The 19,321-nt window shown below is 68.9% G+C and carries 18 protein-coding genes and 1 tRNA gene; 6 read left to right on the forward strand and 13 right to left on the reverse strand.

Translation table 11 applies throughout. The features are described from left to right. Positions 1-80 precede the first annotated feature (80 nt). Complete coding sequence (gene helR, locus ACIBTM_RS09165; RefSeq protein WP_395876009.1) at positions 81-2,285, forward strand: RNA polymerase recycling motor ATPase HelR; 2,205 nt, start codon at positions 81-83, stop codon at positions 2,283-2,285. Between the two features lie 79 nt (positions 2,286-2,364). On the opposite strand, the gene ACIBTM_RS09170 is transcribed toward helR, so the two are convergent. From ACIBTM_RS09170 to ACIBTM_RS09200, 7 genes are all read right to left on the reverse strand, one after another. Further along, positions 2,365-2,859 (reverse strand): Lrp/AsnC family transcriptional regulator, encoded by a 495-nt coding sequence (locus ACIBTM_RS09170; protein WP_016337981.1) that lies wholly within the window; start codon positions 2,857-2,859, stop codon positions 2,365-2,367. Positions 2,860-3,027: 168 nt separating this feature from the next. Continuing rightward, on the reverse strand, positions 3,028-4,371 hold the full coding sequence (gene lysA, locus ACIBTM_RS09175) for a diaminopimelate decarboxylase (protein WP_395876010.1): 1,344 nt from the start codon (positions 4,369-4,371) through the stop codon (positions 3,028-3,030). Between the two features lie 141 nt (positions 4,372-4,512). After that, positions 4,513-4,671 (reverse strand): DUF6307 family protein, encoded by a 159-nt coding sequence (locus ACIBTM_RS09180; protein ID WP_395876011.1) that lies wholly within the window; start codon positions 4,669-4,671, stop codon positions 4,513-4,515. 43 nt (positions 4,672-4,714) lie between these two features. Beyond that, entirely contained in the window at positions 4,715-5,740 is a 1,026-nt protein-coding gene (locus ACIBTM_RS09185; protein ID WP_395876012.1) for a fatty acid desaturase family protein, read from the reverse strand. A 427-nt stretch (positions 5,741-6,167) separates the two neighbouring features. Then, complete coding sequence (locus ACIBTM_RS09190) at positions 6,168-7,103, reverse strand: dihydrodipicolinate synthase family protein (RefSeq protein WP_395876013.1); 936 nt, start codon at positions 7,101-7,103, stop codon at positions 6,168-6,170. 175 nt (positions 7,104-7,278) lie between these two features. Next, a complete protein-coding gene (locus tag ACIBTM_RS09195) occupies positions 7,279-7,749 on the reverse strand; it encodes a heme-degrading domain-containing protein (protein WP_395876014.1) in 471 nt (156 codons plus the stop codon). Between the two features lie 33 nt (positions 7,750-7,782). Next, positions 7,783-9,012: a M20 family metallopeptidase gene (locus ACIBTM_RS09200; RefSeq protein WP_395876015.1), complete on the reverse strand. Its 1,230-nt coding sequence runs from the start codon at positions 9,010-9,012 to the stop codon at positions 7,783-7,785. Between the two features lie 76 nt (positions 9,013-9,088). Here ACIBTM_RS09200 and ACIBTM_RS09205 point away from each other — a divergent pair, with 76 nt between their 5' ends. The 3 genes from ACIBTM_RS09205 (at position 9,089) to ACIBTM_RS09215 (ending at position 10,339) form a co-directional block, all read left to right on the forward strand. Beyond that, positions 9,089-9,571, forward strand: coding sequence for a tRNA adenosine deaminase-associated protein (locus ACIBTM_RS09205; RefSeq protein ID WP_197684721.1), 483 nt, complete (start codon positions 9,089-9,091; stop codon positions 9,569-9,571). Positions 9,572-9,594: 23 nt separating this feature from the next. Further along, entirely contained in the window at positions 9,595-10,047 is a 453-nt protein-coding gene (locus ACIBTM_RS09210; protein ID WP_395876769.1) for a nucleoside deaminase, read from the forward strand. An 85-nt stretch (positions 10,048-10,132) separates the two neighbouring features. Beyond that, positions 10,133-10,339 (forward strand): CsbD family protein, encoded by a 207-nt coding sequence (locus tag ACIBTM_RS09215; RefSeq protein WP_063271745.1) that lies wholly within the window; start codon positions 10,133-10,135, stop codon positions 10,337-10,339. A gap of 46 nt (positions 10,340-10,385) precedes the next feature. Here the strand turns inward: ACIBTM_RS09215 and ACIBTM_RS09220 are convergent. Together ACIBTM_RS09220 and ACIBTM_RS09225 are read right to left on the reverse strand one after the other, a co-directional pair. Then, positions 10,386-10,473: transfer RNA gene (locus tag ACIBTM_RS09220), tRNA-Ser, on the reverse strand. A gap of 42 nt (positions 10,474-10,515) precedes the next feature. Beyond that, the gene (locus ACIBTM_RS09225) at positions 10,516-11,061 is read right to left on the reverse strand and encodes a DUF305 domain-containing protein (protein ID WP_395876016.1); all 546 of its coding nucleotides are present in this window, start codon (positions 11,059-11,061) and stop codon (positions 10,516-10,518) included. Positions 11,062-11,154: 93 nt separating this feature from the next. Here ACIBTM_RS09225 and ACIBTM_RS09230 point away from each other — a divergent pair, with 93 nt between their 5' ends. Then, positions 11,155-11,613: a limonene-1,2-epoxide hydrolase family protein gene (locus ACIBTM_RS09230; protein ID WP_395876017.1), complete on the forward strand. Its 459-nt coding sequence runs from the start codon at positions 11,155-11,157 to the stop codon at positions 11,611-11,613. 127 nt (positions 11,614-11,740) lie between these two features. On the opposite strand, the gene ACIBTM_RS09235 is transcribed toward ACIBTM_RS09230, so the two are convergent. Both ACIBTM_RS09235 and ACIBTM_RS09240 read right to left on the reverse strand, forming a co-directional pair. After that, positions 11,741-11,911, reverse strand: coding sequence for a hypothetical protein (locus tag ACIBTM_RS09235; protein WP_395876018.1), 171 nt, complete (start codon positions 11,909-11,911; stop codon positions 11,741-11,743). Between the two features lie 124 nt (positions 11,912-12,035). Continuing rightward, positions 12,036-13,364, reverse strand: a complete 1,329-nt coding sequence (locus ACIBTM_RS09240; RefSeq protein ID WP_395876019.1) for a BNR-4 repeat-containing protein — start codon at positions 13,362-13,364, stop codon at positions 12,036-12,038. A gap of 271 nt (positions 13,365-13,635) precedes the next feature. On the opposite strand from ACIBTM_RS09240, the gene ACIBTM_RS09245 reads away from it, so the two are divergent. Continuing rightward, positions 13,636-16,038 carry an endonuclease/exonuclease/phosphatase family protein gene (locus tag ACIBTM_RS09245; protein WP_395876770.1) on the forward strand — a complete coding sequence of 801 codons (2,403 nt, stop codon included), beginning with the start codon at positions 13,636-13,638 and terminating at the stop codon, positions 16,036-16,038. A gap of 172 nt (positions 16,039-16,210) precedes the next feature. Here the strand turns inward: ACIBTM_RS09245 and ACIBTM_RS09250 are convergent, their stop codons facing one another. Both ACIBTM_RS09250 and ACIBTM_RS09255 read right to left on the reverse strand, forming a co-directional pair. Next, positions 16,211-16,582, reverse strand: a complete 372-nt coding sequence (locus ACIBTM_RS09250) for a hypothetical protein (protein ID WP_395876020.1) — start codon at positions 16,580-16,582, stop codon at positions 16,211-16,213. After that, entirely contained in the window at positions 16,575-19,316 is a 2,742-nt protein-coding gene (locus ACIBTM_RS09255) for an FtsK/SpoIIIE domain-containing protein (protein ID WP_395876021.1), read from the reverse strand. Before ACIBTM_RS09255 ends, ACIBTM_RS09250 begins: the two co-directional genes overlap by 8 nt. Between the last annotated feature and the right edge of the window lie 5 nt (positions 19,317-19,321).

Genomic DNA, 19,321 nt, shown 5'->3' on the forward strand with positions numbered 1-19,321 from the left:
CAATAAAAAATCGACGCCCGATTCAGAATTACTGATCGATGCGCCGAATGTGTTGTCAGTCTAACCGCTGTGAGGGGAACTTGTCAAATCAGGGGTACGACGAGGAATTGCGATCGGAGCGGCGGTACGTCGCGTCGCTCTACGGACGGCTGGACGCGGAACGTACACGGGTGAAGGAGGCGTACGCCGGTGCGCTGCGGGGAGAAGGCCTCGCGCTGGTCGAGCGCGAGGACTCGGTCGGGGTCAAGGCCCGTGAGATGGCCAGGCTGAAGATCGCCGACGAGGGTCTTTGTTTCGGCCGTTTGGACGCCCTTTCGGGAGAACGTTCGTACGTCGGCAGGATCGGCCTTTTCGACGAAGAGAACGACTACGAACCCTTGGTGCTGGATTGGCGGGCGCCGGCGGCGCGGGCGTTCTATTGCGCGACGGGCGCGTCTCCGGAAGGAATGGCCAGGCGCCGTCAATTCCGCACCCTCGGGCGCGAGGTCCTCGACTTCACCGACGAGGTCTTCGGCCGTCCGGAATCGGCGGGGGAACGGGGTGACGCCGCGTTGCTGGCCGCGGTCAACGCGCCGCGCGGCGAGGGGATGCGGGATATCGTCGCGACGATCCAAGCCGAGCAGGACGAGATCATCCGGCTGGACCACGCGGGTGTCGTCGTCGTGGAGGGCGGCCCTGGCACCGGGAAGACGGCGGTGGCGCTGCACCGCGTGGCGTACCTGCTGTACACGAAACGGGAACGCATGGAACGCCGCGGCGTGCTCGTGGTCGGGCCCAGCAGCGGCTTCCTCGACCACATCGGCCGTGTCCTGCCGTCGCTCGGCGAGACCAGCGCCGTCTTCGCGACACCTGGTGACCTTGTCGCCGGTCTGCACACCGAACGCGAGGATCCGCCGCGGGTCCAGCGGATCAAAGGTTCGCTGGAGATCCTGGACGTGCTCGCGGCGGCGGTGGCGGACCGGCAGGAACTGCCCGCCGAAGCGGAGCCGATCGAACTCGACGACGTCACCGTGCCGTTGGACGCCGAGGTCGCGGCGGCCGCGCGCGAGGTCGCCAGGGAAAGCGGCCTGCCGCACAACGAGGCCAAGGCCGTTTTCGACCGCACGGTGATCGCCGCGCTCGTCGTGCGCGCGGTCGACCGGATCGGCGCGGGCTGGCTGCCGGCGGACGACGAGCACACCCGCCCGGAGATGATCGAGAACGCCCGCCGGGACCTGGAAGCCAGTGAGGAGCTCGGCGCGGTGCTCGATCGGCTCTGGCCGTCGCTGACGCCGCGGCGGCTGCTCGCCGACCTCTACGCCTCGCCGGAGCGGTTGCGGGCGGCAGGGGCCGATCCGGCCCTGTTCCGTGAGGCCGCGGACGCGTGGACGGTGTCCGACGTGCCGTTGCTGGACGAAGCCGTCGAACTGCTCGGCCGGGACCGCACCGCCGAGCGCCGGGCGGAGGAACGGCGGCGGCTGGCGCGCAAGGAATACGCCGAGCGGGTGCTGGAGATCGTCGAGGTCGAAGACGACCACGACGATTACGAGTTCGCGCTCCGGCCGACGGACGTGCTGATGGCGGAGGAACTGGCGGACCGGTTCGCCGAACGCGACGAGCGGGACCTGGCGGAACGCGCCGCCGCCGACCGGGACTGGACCTATGGCCACGTGGTCGTCGACGAGGCACAGGAGCTGTCCGAAATGGACTGGCGGGTGCTGATGCGGCGCTGCCCCAGCCGGTCGTTCACCGTCGTCGGGGATCTCGCGCAGCGCCGGTCGCCGTCCGGCGCGCGGTCGTGGGACGCGATGCTCTCCCGGTACGTCGCCGATCGGTGGCTGTACCGGAAACTGACCGTCAACTACCGGACGCCGTCGGAGATCATGGCGGTGGCGGCGTCAGTGCTGGCGAGTTTCGCGGGAGACGTCGTACCGCCGGAATCGGTGCGTTCGTGCGGGGTGCGGCCGTGGGCGCGGCGACTGTCCGAATTGGACATTGAAGATGCCGTCGCCGAGTTCGTCCGTGAAGAGGCGGGGCGCGAGGGGACGGCGGTCGTCATCGGGCCGCCGGGAGTGCCTGGCGCGATCGCGCCGTCCGCGGCGAAGGGGCTGGAGTACGACGCCGTCCTGGTGGTCGATCCGGAGCGGATCCTCGCGGAAGGCCCGAGCGGTGAGGCGGAGCTGTACGTCGCGCTGACGCGGGCGACGCAGCGGCTGGGGGTCCTGTACAGCGGGGTGCTGCCGAAAGTCCTCCGCGGTCTTGATTCCGGGCGGCGGACTCCCGACGCGTACCTGCACTGCGTCTGACCCTCGAACGAGTGCCATGAACGGGACGTTCCTTGCGAAATTTGCAAGGAACGTCCCGTTCATGGCGTGGGGCGTGTTGTCATCGGGTCAGGTTGCCCCAGGCGTATGTCTGTTTTGCGAGTTTCAAATAGACCAAGGTCTCCGTGCTGACGACACCCGGGATGGGCCGGATGTCGTCGTTCAGCACACTCAAGAGGTGTTCGTCGTCCCGGCAGGCGACCTCGGCGAGCAGGTCGTAGCCTCCCGCGGTCAGCACGACGTAGTGGATGTCCGGCATTCCGGAGAGCTGGTCGGAGACCGCCCGCGGATCGCCTTGCACCTTGATCCCGACCATCGCCTGACGGCCGAGCCCGACGTTCGCCGGATCCGTGACCGCGACGATCTGCATCGTCTCGTCCCGCAGCAGCCGCTGGACGCGCTGCCGCACGGCGCCCTCCGACAGCCCGACGGCCTTGGCCAAGGCCGTGAACGAGGCCCGCCCGTCGACTTGCAGTAGAGCGATCAGAGTGCGATCGGTATTGTCCAAACCTCTAGGTGTGCGCTGCTCCATCTGCGCGCGTGGTTCGTCACCCATGCCGTCCCTCCCTTTGTTTCGGCATGCGATTCTTGTCGCGCAGCGTATCGATAAGTGTCCAGAATGCTACCGCCGTTAAGTTGTTTGTCGTGATTCTCTTTCTCGGCGCCTTCGCGCGGAGGATTCTGTCGTGCGATAGGCCGAGCGCCGAGGTTTTCGGATGACGCGTCAGCCGAGGTCGCGTTTCAGCAGGTCCTCCTCGGTCTCGCGGCGGACGAGCAGTGTCGCGGTGCCGCGGGAGACGCCGACCACCGGCGGCCTCCCGACGAGGTTGTAATTCGACGCGAGCGAGTGGTGGTATGCCCCGGTGCATGGGACGGCGAGCAGGTCTCCGGGGTGGACGTCGTCGGGGAGCGAGAGCCCGTCGGCGAGGACGTCGCCGGATTCGCAGTGCCGTCCGACCACCGTCATCGGCCGTCGGGCGGCGCGGCTGCGCCTGCCGATCAGCCGGGCGGTGTACGCCGCCCCGTAGAGCGCCGGGCGCGCGTTGTCGCTCATCCCGCCGTCGACGGCGACGAAAGTGCGCGAGCCGCGTTTCACCGCGCAGACCCGGTACACGGTGATGCCCGCCGGACCGACGATCGCGCGGCCCGGTTCGATCGTCAGCTTCGGCAGCGGGAAGCCGTGCGAGGTGCATTCGTAAGCGAGCGCGACCCGCAGACGGCGCACATAACCGTCGATGTCGAAACCCGTGTCTCCGGGCAGATAGCGCACGGCGTGCCCGCCGCCGAGATCCAGTTCCCGCAGGGTGACGCCGTGGCTCTCGCGGAGTGCGACGAGCACCCCGACCATCTTGCGGGCGGCCAGTTCGTAGAAGTCCACCCGCGACACCTGGGAACCGATATGGCAATGCAGCCCGGCGAGCCGGAGCCCGGGCTGCGCGAGCACGGCGGACACGGCGCGCGCGAGGTTGTCGCGGACCTCCTCGCGCAGCGAGAAGCCGAACTTCTGCCCTTCGGTGCCGGTGGTGATCGCCGCGTGCGTGCCGGCCGAGACGTCGGGGGTCACGCGGATCAGCACCTGCTGCGCGCCGGTGGCCAGCGCGCCGAGCTGCTCGATCTCGTCGAGCGAGTCCACCACGATCCGTCGGACGCCGTAGGACAAGGCGGCCTTGAGGTCTTCGGGGGTCTTCGCGTTGCCGTGCAGCAGGATCCGCTCGGCGGGGAAGCCGACCGACCGCGCCACCGCGATCTCGCCCGCCGAGCAGGTGTCGAGGGAAAGACCTTCCTCGGCGACCCAGCGCAGGACCGCGCGGGTGCACAGGGCCTTGCTCGCGTACGCCACCTCGGCGTCCGGCAGCGCCTTCCGGTACGCGCGGGCGTTCTGCCGGACCTCGTCCTCGTCGAGCAGGTACGCCGGCGTCCCGAACCTCGCGGCGAGGTGGGACACCGGCGCGCCCGCGAACAGCAGTTCCCCGCCCGGCCCGAGCCGGGTGCTCCGTGGCCAGACCCCGGGTTCGAGGTGGTCGGCGGCCTCGCAGCCGAGGCTGGGCAGGAGCTCGCTGAGCGTCACGGTTACCTCCGCGTCGATCGGTCAGTGCCTCCTCAGCACAACTCCGATCGACGCGGCCCGGCCGTCGCGGCAACGTCTCCCTGACGCTTCGCGACGCCTCGCTGACGCCTTGTTAACGCGCGAGTAACCCCGGTCACGGTCCTAGCGGACGGGCTCCGGGACGGTGTCGAGCGCCCGCACCATGTGCACGGCCAGCGCGAACGCCGCCTCGTTGTCGAGTTCGGTGTGTTCGTTGACGATCTTCTTCACGGTGTCGACCCGGATCTCGTAGCGGGAGACGGGGACGGTGTCGGCGTTCATGGTGATCCTCTATTCGGTTGTTTCGGGGTTCGGGGGCGGACGATCAGCGCGCGACGGCCGGTCGAGCACGCAACGGCGCTCCGACTTCGTGCAGATGCCGGAGGACGTATCCGTACGACGCCGCCCAGCCGCATTGCGCGTAGTCGATGCCGTGCTTCGCGCAGAACTCGCGCACGATCACCTGGGCGTGCTTGAGGTTCGGCCGCGCCATGCTCGGGAAGAGGTGGTGCTCGATCTGGTAGTTGAGCCCGCCGAGCGCGAAGTCCACGACCCGCCCGCCGCGCACGTTGCGCGAGGTGAGCACCTGCTTGCGCAGGAAGTCGAGCTTGTGCCCGGCCGACAGCGTCGGCATGCCCTTGTGGTTCGGGGCGAACGAGCAGCCCATGTACACCCCCCAGAGACACTGGTGCACGGCGATGAAGACGAAGCCGACGCCGGGTGAGAGGACCACGAACACCGCGGTCAGGTACGCGGCGAGGTGGGCGAGCATCAGCACCGATTCGAGCTTCCGTCGCTTGAAGCCGCGCTGGAAGATCGCCGTCACGCTCGACACGTGCAGGTTCAGGCCTTCCAGCAACAGCAGCGGGAAGAACAGGAACGCCTGGTACTTCGCCATCCAGCGCAGGAAACCACGCCGTTCGGCGCCTTGCGCCTTGGTGAAGATGAGCGCGGCGAGGTTGACGTCCGGATCCTCGTCCTCGTGGTTGGGGTTCGCGTGGTGGCGGGTGTGCGTGCCGATCCACCAGCCGTAGCTCAGCCCGGTCAGTCCACCGTGGACGAACCCGGCGACGTCGTTCGCCTTGCGGCCGCGGAAGATCTGCTTGTGTCCCGCGTCGTGGCCGATGAAGGACAGCTGCGTGAACATCATCGCGAAGAACGCGGCGAGGAACAGCTGCCACCAAGAGTCACCGAGATGCGCGAAGGCGACCCAACCGCCCGCGAAAGCGAGCAGGTTCAAGGAGATCTTCACCGCGTAGTATCGGCGCCGCCGATCGAGGAGGCTGGCGTCCTTGACCAATTTGGACAGTTCGGCGAAGTCGCTGCCCTGCCTCGTCTGGGTGGAGGTCATGGGAGATCACACCGTTCCGGTCTGTGGAGGTGGGCAATCCGGCAACGGTCTTCAGATCACCGAGGAGGTCTGGTTCCGCCGAGAAAGGCACTGATGGCCACACGCCACGGTCGATCCGTGGTCTGCGTCCAGCGTGCCACGGCGGTGGAGCGGAAGCAATTCACCAAAACAGCACGATTCGGCGTACAGTCGAAGACATCGAGGGAAATTTCCCCCGATTCCGTCCGGTCGCGAGCTACGGCCGGAGACAGGAGCACCGGCCAAGACCTCGTTCTTCGCGCTCATGGTCCCGCCGGCTTCGCCGGTGAGCAGCCGCCCGCCGCGCCGTATGGCACGCCCGAGGCGCCCATCAGGGCCACGCCGCGATCGTCGACGGCCACGACCTCTGACCTGTCGCCGGGCGCACGCCCAGCACGCGTGCGCCCGGTCAGGAAAACCTCTGGCGCGGTCCCCACTTTTCGAGCATCGCGGCGACCTCGCCACGTTCGTAGCCGGTCAGCGGCCGGCTCGGCGGCCGGACGTCGGGGCGGCACAAACCCAGTTGTGCCAACGCTTCCTTGACCACGCTCACGTTGTTGGCGTTGCCGTCCGCGGCCCGCAGCTCCTCGAAGGGCCGGATCCGCTCCCAGACCGTCATCGCCCCGGCGAAGTCGCCGTCCCGCAGCGCACGGAACATCTCCAGCGAGAGCGACGGTGCGACGTTCACCAGCCCTGAGGTGAACCCGGTCGCGCCGACGGCGAAGTAGCCCGGCGCCGACAGTTCCGCCAGCCCGGCGATCCACCCGAAGCGATCGATCCCCGCGTCCCGCGCCACCGAGGCGAAGCGCACCGGATCCGGCACCGCGTACTTCACGGCGATGACGTTCTCCGCGGCGTCGGCGAGCCTGGCCAGCCGCTCGCCTTCGATCCGCGCGTCGCGCACGTACAGCACGACACCCAGCTCCGGGACCGCCGCCGCGATGGCGCGGTGGTACTCGACCCAGCCCTCCGCCGAGACGTACGGATGCACCGGCTGATGGATCATGACCAGGTCGGCACCCGTGTCCCTGGCGTGCCGTGCCGCGCCGATCGCCGTCCGGACGTCGTGCCCGACCCCGGCGACCACACTCGCGCGTCCCGCCGAGGCCTTGACCGTCACCTCCAGGCAGCGCCGGGTCTCGGCCTCGTCCAGCGCGTAGAACTCGCCGGTGTTCCCGTTCGGCGTCACGACCTCGATCCCGGCGGCGATCACCCGGTCGACCAGGTGCCCGTAGGTCTCGGGATCCACGGCGCCGTCGGCGTCGAACGGGGTCACCGGGATGGCCACCACCCCGGACAGCCGCCGTTTCCGCTCTTCGAACCGTGGAGAGAAGATCACTGGCATGTCCGATCTGATATATGATGTGACGCCTCAGGCTAGCATGGCCGATCACCGGGACAGTTGTCCTGAGAGTCGGGACGATTGACCCGGGGCGCGTGTCGCGAAAGCCACTTTCGCGACATCTGATGTCCCGAAAGTGGCTTTCGCGACGTGCGCGCCGCCGGTACGAAGTGTCTACTTAGGACAAAGCGGCGAGAAAGAGCTCCAGTTGCTCGACGACGAACGCGTGATCGTCGGCCTGGGGCAGTCCCGAGACGCCGACGGTGCCGACCGGGCCCACTCCCGCGACGATCACCGGGAACACGCCGCCGTGCGCGGCGTACCGATCAGGGTCGAGGCGGGAGTCGGCTTCGAACGTCGTGCCCTTCGCGCGGAACTGTTCGCCGACGAAGAACGAGCTGTGCCCGTATCGGTCTACGACGCGGCTCTTGCGGTCGATCCACGCGTCGTTGTCGGCCGAGGTGCCCGGCAACGCCGCGTGGAACAGCCGCTGCCCGCCGCGGCGCACGGAGACCGTCACCGGGAGGGCGCGGTCCCGTGCCGCCGCGAGCAGGTGGGCGCCCAACTCCAGCGCGGTCTCGTTGTCGAACCGGCGGAAGACCAGGCGCTCCTCCTGTGCGGCCAGAACGGCCAGGGTGTCATCGCTCATGGCACCCATTAAATCAACGCTGTTGTGTAATGACTAGCGAAGGGCGTCCAGCGCGAAGGCGGCGTACATCGCCACACCGTTGGCCATCGCGTCCTCGTCGAAGACCACCCGGTTCGAGTGGTTCGCCTCCACCGTGGCCAGATCGGCGCCGGGCGGGCAGGCCCCCAGGAACGCGAACGCGCCCGGCACCCGCTGCAGGACGTACGAGAAGTCCTCCGCGCCCATCACCGGGTTCTCCATGACCTCGGAGTTGCCGGCGCCGAGGACCTCGCCCGCCAGGTCCAGCACCCGCGCCGCGATCTGGGGGTCGTTCACCGTGACCGGGTAGCCGGGGAGGACCTCGGCGCTCACTTTGACGCCGTGCGCCGCGCCGACGGCCTCGCACACCCTCGGCAGTTCCTCGCGCACGAACGCCTGCGTCCGCTCGGACAGCGTGCGGATCGTGCCCTCCAGGAACGCCGTCTCCGGGATGATGTTCGTCGTGGTCCCCGTCTCGATACGGGTGACCGACACCACCGCGGGCTCGAACACGCTGACCTTGCGGGTCACCATCGTCTGCAGCGCGCTCACCATCGCGGCCGCCGCCGGCACCGGGTCGATCGCCTGGTGCGGCGCCGAGCCGTGCCCGCCCCGGCCGGTGACGGTGACGTGGAAGCTGTTCGCCGACGCCATGATCGGGCCCGGTCGCGTCTGCACGACGCCGGCCGCGGCCGAGGTGAAGATGTGCAGGCCGAACGCCTTCTCGACGCGCTCACCCGCGGCATCGAGAACGCCCTCATGGATCATGTGGCGCGCGCCGTGCTCGCCTTCCTCGCCGGGCTGGAACATGAACACCACCGACCCGGCCAGCTCGTCGGCGTGCTCGCAGAGCAGCCGCGCGGCCGACGCCAGCATCGCGACGTGGGTGTCGTGCCCGCAGGCGTGCATCGCGCCGTCGTCTTCGGAGGCGAAGTCGAGCCCGGTGTCCTCGTGCAGCGGCAGCGCGTCCATGTCGCCGCGGAGCAGGATCGCCGGGCCGGGCTTCCCGCCGCGGAGGACGGCGGTCAGCGAGGTGGTCGTTTTGCCTTCGGTGATCTCCAGCGGCAGACCCTCCAGGGCCGCTTTGATCGAGGCCTGGGTCTTCGGCAGGTCGAGGCCGATCTCCGGATTCCGGTGGATCTCCCGGCGGAGCTCTACGGTTTTCGTCTGGAGAGCGCGGGCTTCGTCCAGCAATCCGGCGAAGCGCGCGTCGGGGAGGGTGGGCAGGTCGGTGGGTCCGGTCATGTCTCGATAGTGGCGCATGCGGCGCTTCGGGCGCACCGTGCGTGCGTTCCGAATGCGGGCGGAATACGGTGTGCGCATGGCGGTGCAAGAGCCGATCACGGGGTTCGCGGTGGCCGTGGTGCGGGAGGACGGTCGGTGGCGGTGCAGTTCCCTTGATCCGGGGGCGCTCGGCGAGCTCGACGCTGCGATCACCGAGCTCGGCAAACTGCGTTCGACAGGGGCCGCGTTCGGGCTGCTGGCGGTGGACGACGAGTTCTTCGTGATCGTCCGGCCGAGCCCGAGAGGCCCGTCGCTGCTGTTGTCCGACGCCGCCGCGGCGCTCGACTACGACATCGCCGCCGACGTCCTCGACGTGCTGAGAGTCGACCCGCCGGACGAGGACGACGACGCGGTCTGGCCGGAAGGCGACCTGGAGATCCTGTCCGACCTCGGACTGCCCGGGGCCGAACTGCAGGTGATCGTCGGCGAGGTCGACCTCTATCCGGACGAACAGCTCCAGATGGTCGCGCAGCGGTGTGGATTCGCCGCCGAGTTCACCAAGATCCTGGACGAGATCTGAGCCCCGCCGCCTCCACCGCCGACATCGCCGCCGTCCGGGCGGCGATCGTCGCGGCGCGAGGTGCGGGCGAAGACGTGCCGATCGGCGCGGTCGTCCTGTCACCGGACGGGAGACCGCTCGCTTCGGCGCGCAACGCCCGCGAAGAACTCGGCGACCCGACGGCGCACGCGGAGATCCTCGCGCTGCGGGCCGCGTCGAAGATCTACGGCGACGGCTGGCGGCTCGAAGGCTGCACGCTCGCGGTGACGCTGGAGCCGTGCACGATGTGCGCAGGAGCCCTTGTGATGGCCAGGGTCGCGAAGGTCGTCTTCGGCGCCTGGGAGCCCAAGACCGGGGCCGTGGGGTCGCTGTGGGACGTCGTCCGCGACCGGCGGCTCAGCCACCGCGCGGAGGTCGTCGGCGGTGTCCTGGAGGCCGAATGCGCGGCCCTGCTCGAAGACTTCTTCCACGGGCAGCGGGGTAACCGCACCGGGTGAAGGATGTGTCGGACCCCGCTTCACGGGTAACTCTCCGGACAGGCGGCCGCAGACGGTGGCCGCAGTCGAAGGAGGAACATCCGCCATGAGCGTTTTCGACAAGGCGAAGGACAAGGCCGAGCAGGCCATCGGCGCCGCCAAGGAGAAGCTCGGCGAGAAGACCGACAACCAGGACCTCGCGAACTCCGGCCGGGCCGACCAGACCGAGGGTGAGGTCAAGGAGGCCGGGCACGACCTCCGCGACCGCGCGGAAGGCGGCGTGCAGGACCTCAAGGACAAGTTCAACAAGTAGCGCGAACGCAGAAGAGCCGGTCTCCGTGGAGACCGGCTCTTCGCTGCGGTGGCGGTGGGATTTGAACCCACGGACGGGTATTAACCGTCACACGATTTCGAGTCGTGCTCCTTCGGCCGCTCGGACACGCCACCGCCGAGAACAATACCGGAGGGTCTTCCGGGGTCTTCAGGGGGTCAAGGAAGCTGCGCGGTGATCTCGCCGATCGCCGCCGTCTGGTTCTCGACGATCTCCTGTGCCAGCGCTTTCGTCTCGGCGTGCTCGCCGGAGGAGAGCACCGTCTTGGCCATCGCGACGCCGTTGCGCAGATGCTCGGCCATCAGCGGGAGCCACACCTTGTCGAATTCGGCGCCGGTCAGGTTCTGCAGCGACGCGACCTGCCCTTCGGTGATCATCCCCGGCATCGCGTGCCCGGCGTGGCCCGCCGCGGGGAGCACGGCAGCGTTCCATGATTGGAGCCAGGCGGTCATCGTCCGGACTTCGGCCGACTCCGCCTTGACGATCTTGGCGGCGGTGGCCTTCACGTACTCGGACGCCGACCGTTCCGAGGCCAGGTTCGCGACCTGGATCGACTGCTGGTGGTGCGGCACCATCTGCTGGGAGAAGGTGATGTCGGCCTGGTTGGCACCCGGTGCCGCCGGGGCCGCGCCCGTGGCCGTCGAGCAGCCCGCGAGCACCCAGGCGACCAGGGCGAACAGGGCCATCGGCAGTCGCCGTCGCATCGATACCTCCGTTGTCAGGGAAAGCGGCCCCTCTCCTCCTGTGATACGGCTGTGACCTTCCGGTGGTTCAAAACCGGATTAGCCTTGGCGGACATGACGGATCCGAAGACTGTGGTGACCGGTTTCCTTCAGGCTCTCGAAGAGCTCGACATCGACCGCGCGCTGGGTTTCGTCGCGATCGACATCGTCTATCAGAACGTTCCGCTGCCTCCTGCTCGCGGCCTTTCGGCGGTGGAGAAGCAGTTGCGCACCATGGCCCGCTACGGAAGCGGGTTCGAGGCGCGCACCCACCACATCGCCGCCGACGGCCCGATCGTGCTCACCGAGCGCACGGACGTCCTGCGGCGCGGCGCGTGGGAGGCCGAGTTCTGGGTATGCGGCACGTTCGAAGTGCGCGACGGCCGGATCGTGTTGTGGCGCGACTACTTCGACTGGACGACGTTCCTCGCGGCGAGCGCGAAGGGCGCGGGCAAGGCGGCGGTCGCCGGCGCGAAGTCGCTCATCGGCAAGTACAAGGCGCGGCAGGAACTCGCGAGCGGCAAGGACGGTTAGAGCCGTCTTTGCCGCTCGCGAGGCGGAAATGACGCACCGCCGGTGTACGGGCTCCGTCCTCCCCCGACGGGTCCCGTGCACCGGCGGTGCGCCCCCAGTTCCCCCTGCTCGCCCTCCCCGGCGAGCGTCACGAGGTCATGTGCCGCTCGCCCAGGTCGGCCTCGCGCAGGACGGCGTCGAGCCGTGCCCCGCCGAAAGGGGCCACCGGGCGTCCGCCGCGTTTCCGGTCGCGCAGGTCGACGGCCAAGGCGATGCTCAGCAGCAGAACCAGTGCCGTACCGACGATGAGCCAGTTCATCGGACACCTCCTCCGGCGACGTGAGGGAGGATTTGTGTCCTCGCTCACGTCGCCAAGGTAGCTCCGGAAATGCCGGGTTGTACCCGGACTTGAGGTTCATTTAAGGCAGCGGAACACCAATGGGCTATTTCCGCGGGATGCCCGCGACATAAATGTCACCGTCGGCCACGGAGACGTCACGGGCACTGGACGCGCCGGTCGCCAGAATGCGGGCGGGATCCCGGAAACCGGTGATCATTTCGACGCGCTGGACCGGTTTCGGCGTGGTGATCAAGGTTTCCGGTCGCCAGACGCGGCCGTTCTCGAGCAAGAACGTTTCGATGTTCGGTTGTCCGTCGCGCGTTCCGTAAACGCGCCATGTGCCGCCATTGAGCTGTTCGATCTCGCGCAATCGGAGTCCGTTCGCGACTTCGCGCACTTCCCAGTTCCGGCCGTTCCACGCGCCCGCGAAATCGCGCGGCGTGCCCGCGGCGTCGAACCGGAACCAGGTGACGAACGGTTTGCCGTCGCGCTGGGTGCCGACCTGCAGGATGTAGTCCGGCGACTTGAGCCCGCCGGGGAGTTCGAGCGGGGTTTCGACGACCTTGAGATACCGCTCCTGCTCGGCGTCGTCGACCTGCGTGCCGAGGTCGTGGCCGGCCGCGGAGAAGAAGCGCAGGGTGCGGACGTCGAACGACAGGTGATAGACGTTCCGGTGGTAGACGTCGTGCTTGTGCTGCGCCGGCCCGCCGCCCGCGAGCGTGTAGACGAAGTGGATCCGCCCGGACGACGGCAGGTATCGCAGCTGTCCGACGTAGACCTCGTCCATGTGGTCCGCCCGGCCCAGTGAGCCGAAAGCCCACCGCTTCCCGGTCAGCTGCACGGAGTTCTTCCACGTCTTCCCGTGATCGCGGGAAACGAGGTACTTCATCGGGCGGAAGTCGGAGTTCGCCGTCGGATCCAGTTCGCCGGTGGTCTCCCGATAGAACAGGAAGAGCGTGCCGTCGACGGTCTTCACCGGCATCGGGTAGCTCGCCGAATCACCCTCGGGCACCTCGCTGGCGGTCCAGGTGCCATCGAGGGAATGGGCGAGCGGCGCGCGGCTGATCACGGTCCGCGTGTTGTGCATACCGCGGAAGATCAGCAGATGCCCGTCGCCCGCCAGCAGCATCGCCGGATAGTTGTGCGGATCGGATTCGCCGTCGGCGATCTTCTTCGGTGCCGTCCAGACGCCGGTCCGGTGGTCGTATGCCTGGACGTAGGTGTCCGCGGCCTTGCCGGACCACGAGATGAAGGTCTTGTGCGCGACCGGGTCGAAGACTCCGCCCGCGTTCGGCCGCCGGTCGGTGCGGGACGCGACCGTGCTCGCCGGGGTCATCACGTCGAACGCGGCCTTCCCCGGTGGTCCGGCGGCCGCCGCGGGAACGGGGATCACGAGACCGGCCGCGATGAGCGCGCAAAGCAGTCTGCGCATGAAAAACGCCTCCTGGTGCGTAACAGGCGGCGGATCCCGATCCTCTCACGGAGGAACACGGCGAAACCAGCCCCGAAACCTGCGAAAGCAGGGGTCCGAACGGCCTAGCGGTGACGAATCGTTGCCTTGACGTCTTCCTCATTTCACTTGTTCGGGGGAGTATGCCTCGACCGATCTTGTGAAAAGGGGACTCAGCGTGACCACATCCCGACGTGCTGCCCGGAGACGGGCCCTGACCGTGGCCCTCGCCTCGGGCCTGGTCGTCAGCGGCATGACCGCTCCGGCCGCGCTCGCCGCGCCCAGCGCCGACGCCGTGATCGCCGAGGTCTACGGCGGTGGCGGCAACTCGGGCGCCACGCTGACCAACGACTTCGTCGAGCTCGCGAACCGCGGCGCGGCCGCCGTGAGCCTCGACGGCTTCAGCGTCCAGTACGCACCCGCGTCGGGGAACAGCTGGCAGGTCACGCCGCTGACCGGCAGCGTCGCGCCGGGCGCCCGGTATCTCGTCGCGCAGGCGAAGGGCTCGGGCGGCACGGTCGCGTTGCCGACGCCGGACGCCACCGGTTCGCTGGCCCTGTCCGCGACCGCCGGCACCATCGCGCTCGTCCAGGGCACCACGGCGCTGACCTGCAAGACGGCCGCCGACTGCGCGGCGGACAGCCGGATCAAGGATCTGGTGGGCTTCGGCTCCACCGCCGTCATCCGCGAGGGGGCCGCGGCACCCGCGCCGTCCAACACCGCGTCCGTCGCCAGGGGAGCGACGCTCGCGGACACCGACGACAACGCCGCCGACTTCACCTCCGGCGCGCCCACGCCGACCAACGGCAAGGGTGAGACGCCGGGCGAGACCGGCCCGCCGCCGGTCGACGCCAAGATCCACGACATCCAGGGCACCACGCGGATCTCGCCGCTCAAGGACCGGAAGGTCGCCGGGGTCACCGGCGTCGTCACCGCGATCCGGAGCTTCGGTTCGGCGCGCGGGTTCTGGATCACCGACACCGCTCCCGACGCCGACCCGCGCACCAGCGAGGGGCTGTTCGTCTTCACCGGCTCGACCACGCCCGCCGTGGCCGTCGGTGACGCGGTGACCGCCACCGGCACCGTCCGCGAGTTCTACCCGGACGCTCCGGCGACCTCGCCGTACCAGTCGCTCACCGAGCTGACCAGTGCACAGTGGACGGTCGACTCCAGCGGAAACGCCCTGCCCGCACCGACCGTCGTCACGCCGGACACGGTCCCGGACACCGTCGCCCCCGCGCCGGGCGGCAGCATCGAGCCGTTGCCGCTGGAGCCCGCGAAGTACTCGCTGGACTTCTGGGAGACGCACGAAAGCGAGATCGTCAGTGTCTCCGACGCGCGCGTCGTCGGCCCGACGTCGCGGTTCAACGAGCTTTACGTGACCACCAAGCCGAAGCAGAACCCGAGCGTCCGCGGCGGCGCGGTGTACCTGGACTACGACCGGCTCAACACCGGCGTGCTCAAGGTCGCGTCGCTGATCCCGTTCGCCCAGCAGCCGTTCCCGAAGGTCAACACCGGTGACGTGCTCACCGGCGAGACCGCCGGCCCGGTCGAGTACAGCAACTTCGGCGGCTACACGCTGTTCGCGACGAAACTGGGCGCCGCCAAGGACAACGGGTTGCAGCGCGAGAGCACCCGCCCGCAGCGCGGCGGTGAGCTTTCCGTGGCGACCTACAACGTCGAGAACCTGTCCGCTTTGGACAGTGACGAGAAGTTCGGCGAGCTGGCGAAGGCCATCGCCTCCAACCTCGCGAAGCCGGACATCCTGAACCTGGAAGAGATCCAGGACAACAACGGGCCGGCGAACGACGGCACCGTCGCCGCCGATCAGACGTTGCGGAAGTTCGTCGACGCGATCGTCGCCGCCGGTGGCCCGCGCTACGAGTGGCGTCAGATCGATCCGGAGAACGGCAAGGACGGCGGTCAGCCCGGCGGCAACATCCGCGTCGGCTTCCTGTTCAACCCGGCTCGGGTGTCCTTTGTGGACCGCAAGGGTGGCGACGCGACCACTCCGGTCGGCGTGGTCAAGGAGCGCGGCAAGACCCACCTGACCGTCTCGCCCGGCCGCGTCGAGCCCGGGAACGAGGCGTGGGAAGCCAGCCGCAAGCCGCTGGCCGGTGAGTTCGTCTTCCAGGGCCGCACCGTGTTCGTCATCGCGAACCACTTCAACTCCAAGGGCGGCGACCAGCCGACGCACGGCCGCAACCAGCCGCCGGTCCGGAGTTCCGAGGTGCAGCGGGCCAAGCAGGCGACCCTGCTCCGCGGCTTCGTCGACAAGCTGCTCGCTTCGGACAAGAACGCGAACATCGTCGTGGCCGGTGACCTGAACGACTACCCGTTCTCGCCCGCCGTGCGGACGCTGACCGCCGGTGGCGCGCTGAAGGATCTCATCGCGTCGCTGCCCGAAAACGAGCGGTACAGCTACGTTTTCGAGGGTCAGTCGCAGGTGCTGGACCACATCCTGGCGTCGAGGGCGCCGCGCGGGCTCGACTACGACGTCGTGCACCTGAACGCCGAGTTCGCGACGCAGGCCAGCGACCACGATCCGCAGGTGCTGCGGTTCCGGCCGAGCGCGGGCAACCCGGTCCAGGACACGTTCTGGGACCTGGCGGACCACCTGGAGAGGATCTTCGGCCCCTACCTGCCGAAGGCGTAGCGCGAGTTCCGTCCCCAATCACGCGAGTTACGCCTTCAATCACGTGTGTCGTCCATCCAGTCACGCGAGTCGTCCGTCCGGTCACTGGTGACCGATCGAGTACGTGTGCTTGGAGGCGTAACTCGCGTGATTGGAAGGCGAACTCGCGTGATCGGAGGGACGACTCGCGGGGTCAGGAGCGTTTGGCGCGCCAGCCCAGGGAAAGGACGGCCTGCACGAGTTCCTGGTAGCTCGGCTTGACCTCTTCCAGGTACTTCTCCAGGTACCCGGCCCGCGCGGTCGGTACCGGACGCGGTTCTTCGTCCTCCGGCAGCCACGAGAGTCCTTCGACGTTGTGCTGCGCCATCTTCCACCAGCGCGTGCACCGGTCGACGGCGCGCTGCTCGCGTTCGGCGGCGTCCGCGACGGCCTGGTGCGCCTCGGCGAGCCGGGCCTCCAGTTCGTCCGCGCGGCCGATCTCCCAGTCGCGGAGGTTCTCCGCCGAAGCGCGCGCGAGGCCGACGATCTCCTTGTACCGCATGGCCGCGGTGATGCCGTCATCCATCGAGAAGCCCTTCCGGACGCTGGAACGGGATGATCACCTCAGGGGCGCCGTGGGTGGTGCGGTCGAAGAACAGCGCACGGCCCGGCCGCGGCGACCAGTGCACGACCTGACCGGCGGCGAACGGTGACAGTTCGTTGCCCTGGACGTCCAACGCCGCCCAGCTTCCGATGTCGTCGGTGCCCGCGAAACCGAGCGTGTCCTTCAGCCGGGCGATGCTGCGCCACCAGCCGATGGTGTGGACACCGTGCGCCGGGCCCTGCTTCAGCAGCACCCGCAACTGATCCAAGCCGCTCTTGAGCTGTCCGGGTGCCTTCGCCTCCAGCGCGGGGATCGACGCGTCGACGCCGTACAGCAACAACACCTGCGCTCTGTCCAAAGAGGACAGATTTTCCGCGATATCGATTACCCGGGCGGGAAGATCGTCGACCAGGCTCGCCTGGTGTCCCTCCGTGCGCAGGCGCTCGGCGAGTTCGGCCACCGCGGGGACGGACGCTTCGATGGGACACGAGAGCACGAACTCCACCGAGCCGTGCGGATGCTGCCGAGCCAGTGAACGAGCGGCGGAGTCCATGATGGACAGTGCCTCGGCCGTGGCCGCGCCGAGGACGGCGACGTTCCGCCCCGGCGCCTTCGGCAGTTCGACCCCGCAGGCGGCCTCGTCGACGTCGATGGACTGGCCGAGCAGCGCCCGCGGCTTGTCCGTCGGCTTCAGGTCGGTGAACGCCGGGAACTGCTCCAGTACCGGGGAATGCGCGCCGTCGAACAACCTGGGCCGCTTGAACGACTCCGAGTATCGCTCCCAGAGCCGGTGCTGGAGCTTGTTGAAGACGTCCTTGCTGCTCGCGTCCGGTACGTGGGCCAGCTGGTTCCCGTGCGCCACACCGGAATCGTGGTTGATCACCGCGTGCCACTTCGGCGCCGAGACGGCCGCGTTGTTGGTCTCGGACAACACTCGCCGCGCCTTCGGCATGGCGATCCGCAGCGTGCACTGCTCGAACACCGCCGGTTTGCCCCAGAAGGCCTCGATCCCGGCGACGTCCTGGCTCGCCAGCACCAGGTGGATGCCCTGGGACCGGCCTCGCCGCGCGATGTCCTCCAGCAATTGGGTCGCGGTCGCCGTCACGCCGTCGCGGCCGGCGAACAGGTACTGGAATTCGTCGATCACCGCGACGATCCGCGGCCAGTGCCCGCCCGGGTCCTGCTCACGCAGGTCCGCGAGGTTGGTGACCTCGTGCAGTTTCGCCGCGGCCGACCGGCGGCGCAGCTCGTCGGCGAGATAGCGCAGCAGCGCCAGGCCGAACTCGCGGTCGGTATTGACGTTGACCCCGATGAGCTTGGCGTGCGGCAGCCAGCTGGCGTCCCGCCGCCCCGGCGCGAGTCCGGCGAACGACACGCCTTCCTTGAAGTCCAGCAGGTACAGCGCGAGTTCGTCCGGCGAGTACCGCGCCGCGAAGCTGCCGAGCAGCGAGTACAGGAAGTTCGTCTTCCCCGAACCGCTCGGCCCGCCGATGAGCACGTGCGGGCTGGCGTCACCGATGACGACCTCCACCGGCTCGCCCTCGAAGAACCCGACCGGTGCCCGCAGCTCCCGCGCCGAGCTCTCCTTGCCCAGCTCGGTCGGCAGGAGGTCGGCGAACGCGCGCGGCCCGCCCTGTTTGGCGATCAGCGCTTCGGCGATCCGCCCGGCGGCGCGGATGACCTGCCCGGACGGCATCGGCGGGTCGAGGTCGACGACCAGGTCGGGGCCGGTCATGCTGGTCATCGCACGCCGTTCGTCGTGCAGGCTCAGCGATTCGACCGACGTCGACAGCATGGTCGGCACGTCGATCAGGATCAGGCAGATCCCGGCCGCGAGCGCCCCGGTGGCGACCCGTTTCAGTTCGCGGGCGCGCTCCGGTTCGAGGGTCTCGCCGTTGCCGTAGAGCACCGCGACGCGGAACGGTTCGACGCGCTGGCCGCTCGCCCGCCGGATCTCCCGCAGCGACGTGTGCCCCGCCTGCATCCCGGTCGCGTGGATGCGGCGGATGTGCCCGGCCAGTTCGTCGAGGAGGTCCTCAAGCCGCCCGGGGTCGTACAGGGTGAGCGCGCTGGTGCGGCTCAGCGGGTACAGGTCGGGGAGGATCGCGGTCAGCTGCCCGACGTCCCACAAATGGATGCGCACCGCTCCGGGTTCGAACGTGCTCAGGATCCGCATCAGCAGGTTCTGCACGATGCCGTCCACCGCGGCCCTGGTCTTCGGCGCCGACGTGATGGACAGATGCGACTCGTCGAGCAGGGGGAGCGCGACGTCGAACGTGCGCGGGACGTCCTTGCCCGGCACGGTCGCCGAGCCGATGCGCCACAGCCCGGGCGCGGTGATGCCGGGATTCCCGCCGACGCGGCCGAGCCAGTTGCCCGGCTGCCGGCTCGCGGGCCCCGGCGCGTTGCTCGCGACGAGTTCGCGCAACGCGTTCGGGCCCGCTTCCCAGTCGGCGTAGAACTGGCCGCGCACGCTGCTCAGCAGGCCGAACACCTCGTTCGCGGCGGGATGTCGCGACCATTCGGTGTACTGCTCCGAGGTGGAGTTGTTCATCCCCACCCGGACGATGTGCCGTTCCAGTTCCAGTTTGGCCAGTTCCGCCTCGGCGGCCTGGCGGGCGCCGGCGGCGGCGCCGAGGACGAGCCCGATCTGGTGCCGGACCCGCTCGAGCGCCGTGGCGACGCGATTGCGCTGTTCACTCGCTTTGCTGCCCATACCGG

Origin of the sequence: Amycolatopsis sp. NPDC049868 (assembly GCF_044461365.1) — a bacterium.
Classification (GTDB): domain Bacteria; phylum Actinomycetota; class Actinomycetes; order Mycobacteriales; family Pseudonocardiaceae; genus Amycolatopsis.

Excerpts from the sequence above, each read along its gene's own strand:
- ACIBTM_RS09250 (WP_395876020.1), bottom strand. The coding sequence starts at position 16,582 with ATGGATGACGGCATCACCGCGGCCATGCGGTACAAGGAGATCGTCGGC.
- ACIBTM_RS09205 (WP_197684721.1), top strand. The coding sequence starts at position 9,089 with ATGGCGGTGCAAGAGCCGATCACGGGGTTCGCGGTGGCCGTGGTGCGG.
- ACIBTM_RS09170 (WP_016337981.1), bottom strand. The coding sequence starts at position 2,859 with ATGGGTGACGAACCACGCGCGCAGATGGAGCAGCGCACACCTAGAGGT.
- ACIBTM_RS09240 (WP_395876019.1), bottom strand. The coding sequence starts at position 13,364 with ATGCGCAGACTGCTTTGCGCGCTCATCGCGGCCGGTCTCGTGATCCCC.
- ACIBTM_RS09225 (WP_395876016.1), bottom strand. The coding sequence starts at position 11,061 with ATGCGACGGCGACTGCCGATGGCCCTGTTCGCCCTGGTCGCCTGGGTG.
- ACIBTM_RS09255 (WP_395876021.1), bottom strand. The coding sequence starts at position 19,316 with ATGGGCAGCAAAGCGAGTGAACAGCGCAATCGCGTCGCCACGGCGCTC.
- ACIBTM_RS09200 (WP_395876015.1), bottom strand. The coding sequence starts at position 9,012 with ATGACCGGACCCACCGACCTGCCCACCCTCCCCGACGCGCGCTTCGCC.
- ACIBTM_RS09195 (WP_395876014.1), bottom strand. The coding sequence starts at position 7,749 with ATGAGCGATGACACCCTGGCCGTTCTGGCCGCACAGGAGGAGCGCCTG.
- ACIBTM_RS09230 (WP_395876017.1), top strand. The coding sequence starts at position 11,155 with ATGACGGATCCGAAGACTGTGGTGACCGGTTTCCTTCAGGCTCTCGAA.
- ACIBTM_RS09245 (WP_395876770.1), top strand. The coding sequence starts at position 13,636 with ATGACCGCTCCGGCCGCGCTCGCCGCGCCCAGCGCCGACGCCGTGATC.
- ACIBTM_RS09215 (WP_063271745.1), top strand. The coding sequence starts at position 10,133 with ATGAGCGTTTTCGACAAGGCGAAGGACAAGGCCGAGCAGGCCATCGGC.
- ACIBTM_RS09190 (WP_395876013.1), bottom strand. The coding sequence starts at position 7,103 with ATGCCAGTGATCTTCTCTCCACGGTTCGAAGAGCGGAAACGGCGGCTG.
- ACIBTM_RS09180 (WP_395876011.1), bottom strand. The coding sequence starts at position 4,671 with ATGAACGCCGACACCGTCCCCGTCTCCCGCTACGAGATCCGGGTCGAC.
- ACIBTM_RS09235 (WP_395876018.1), bottom strand. The coding sequence starts at position 11,911 with ATGAACTGGCTCATCGTCGGTACGGCACTGGTTCTGCTGCTGAGCATC.
- ACIBTM_RS09185 (WP_395876012.1), bottom strand. The coding sequence starts at position 5,740 with ATGACCTCCACCCAGACGAGGCAGGGCAGCGACTTCGCCGAACTGTCC.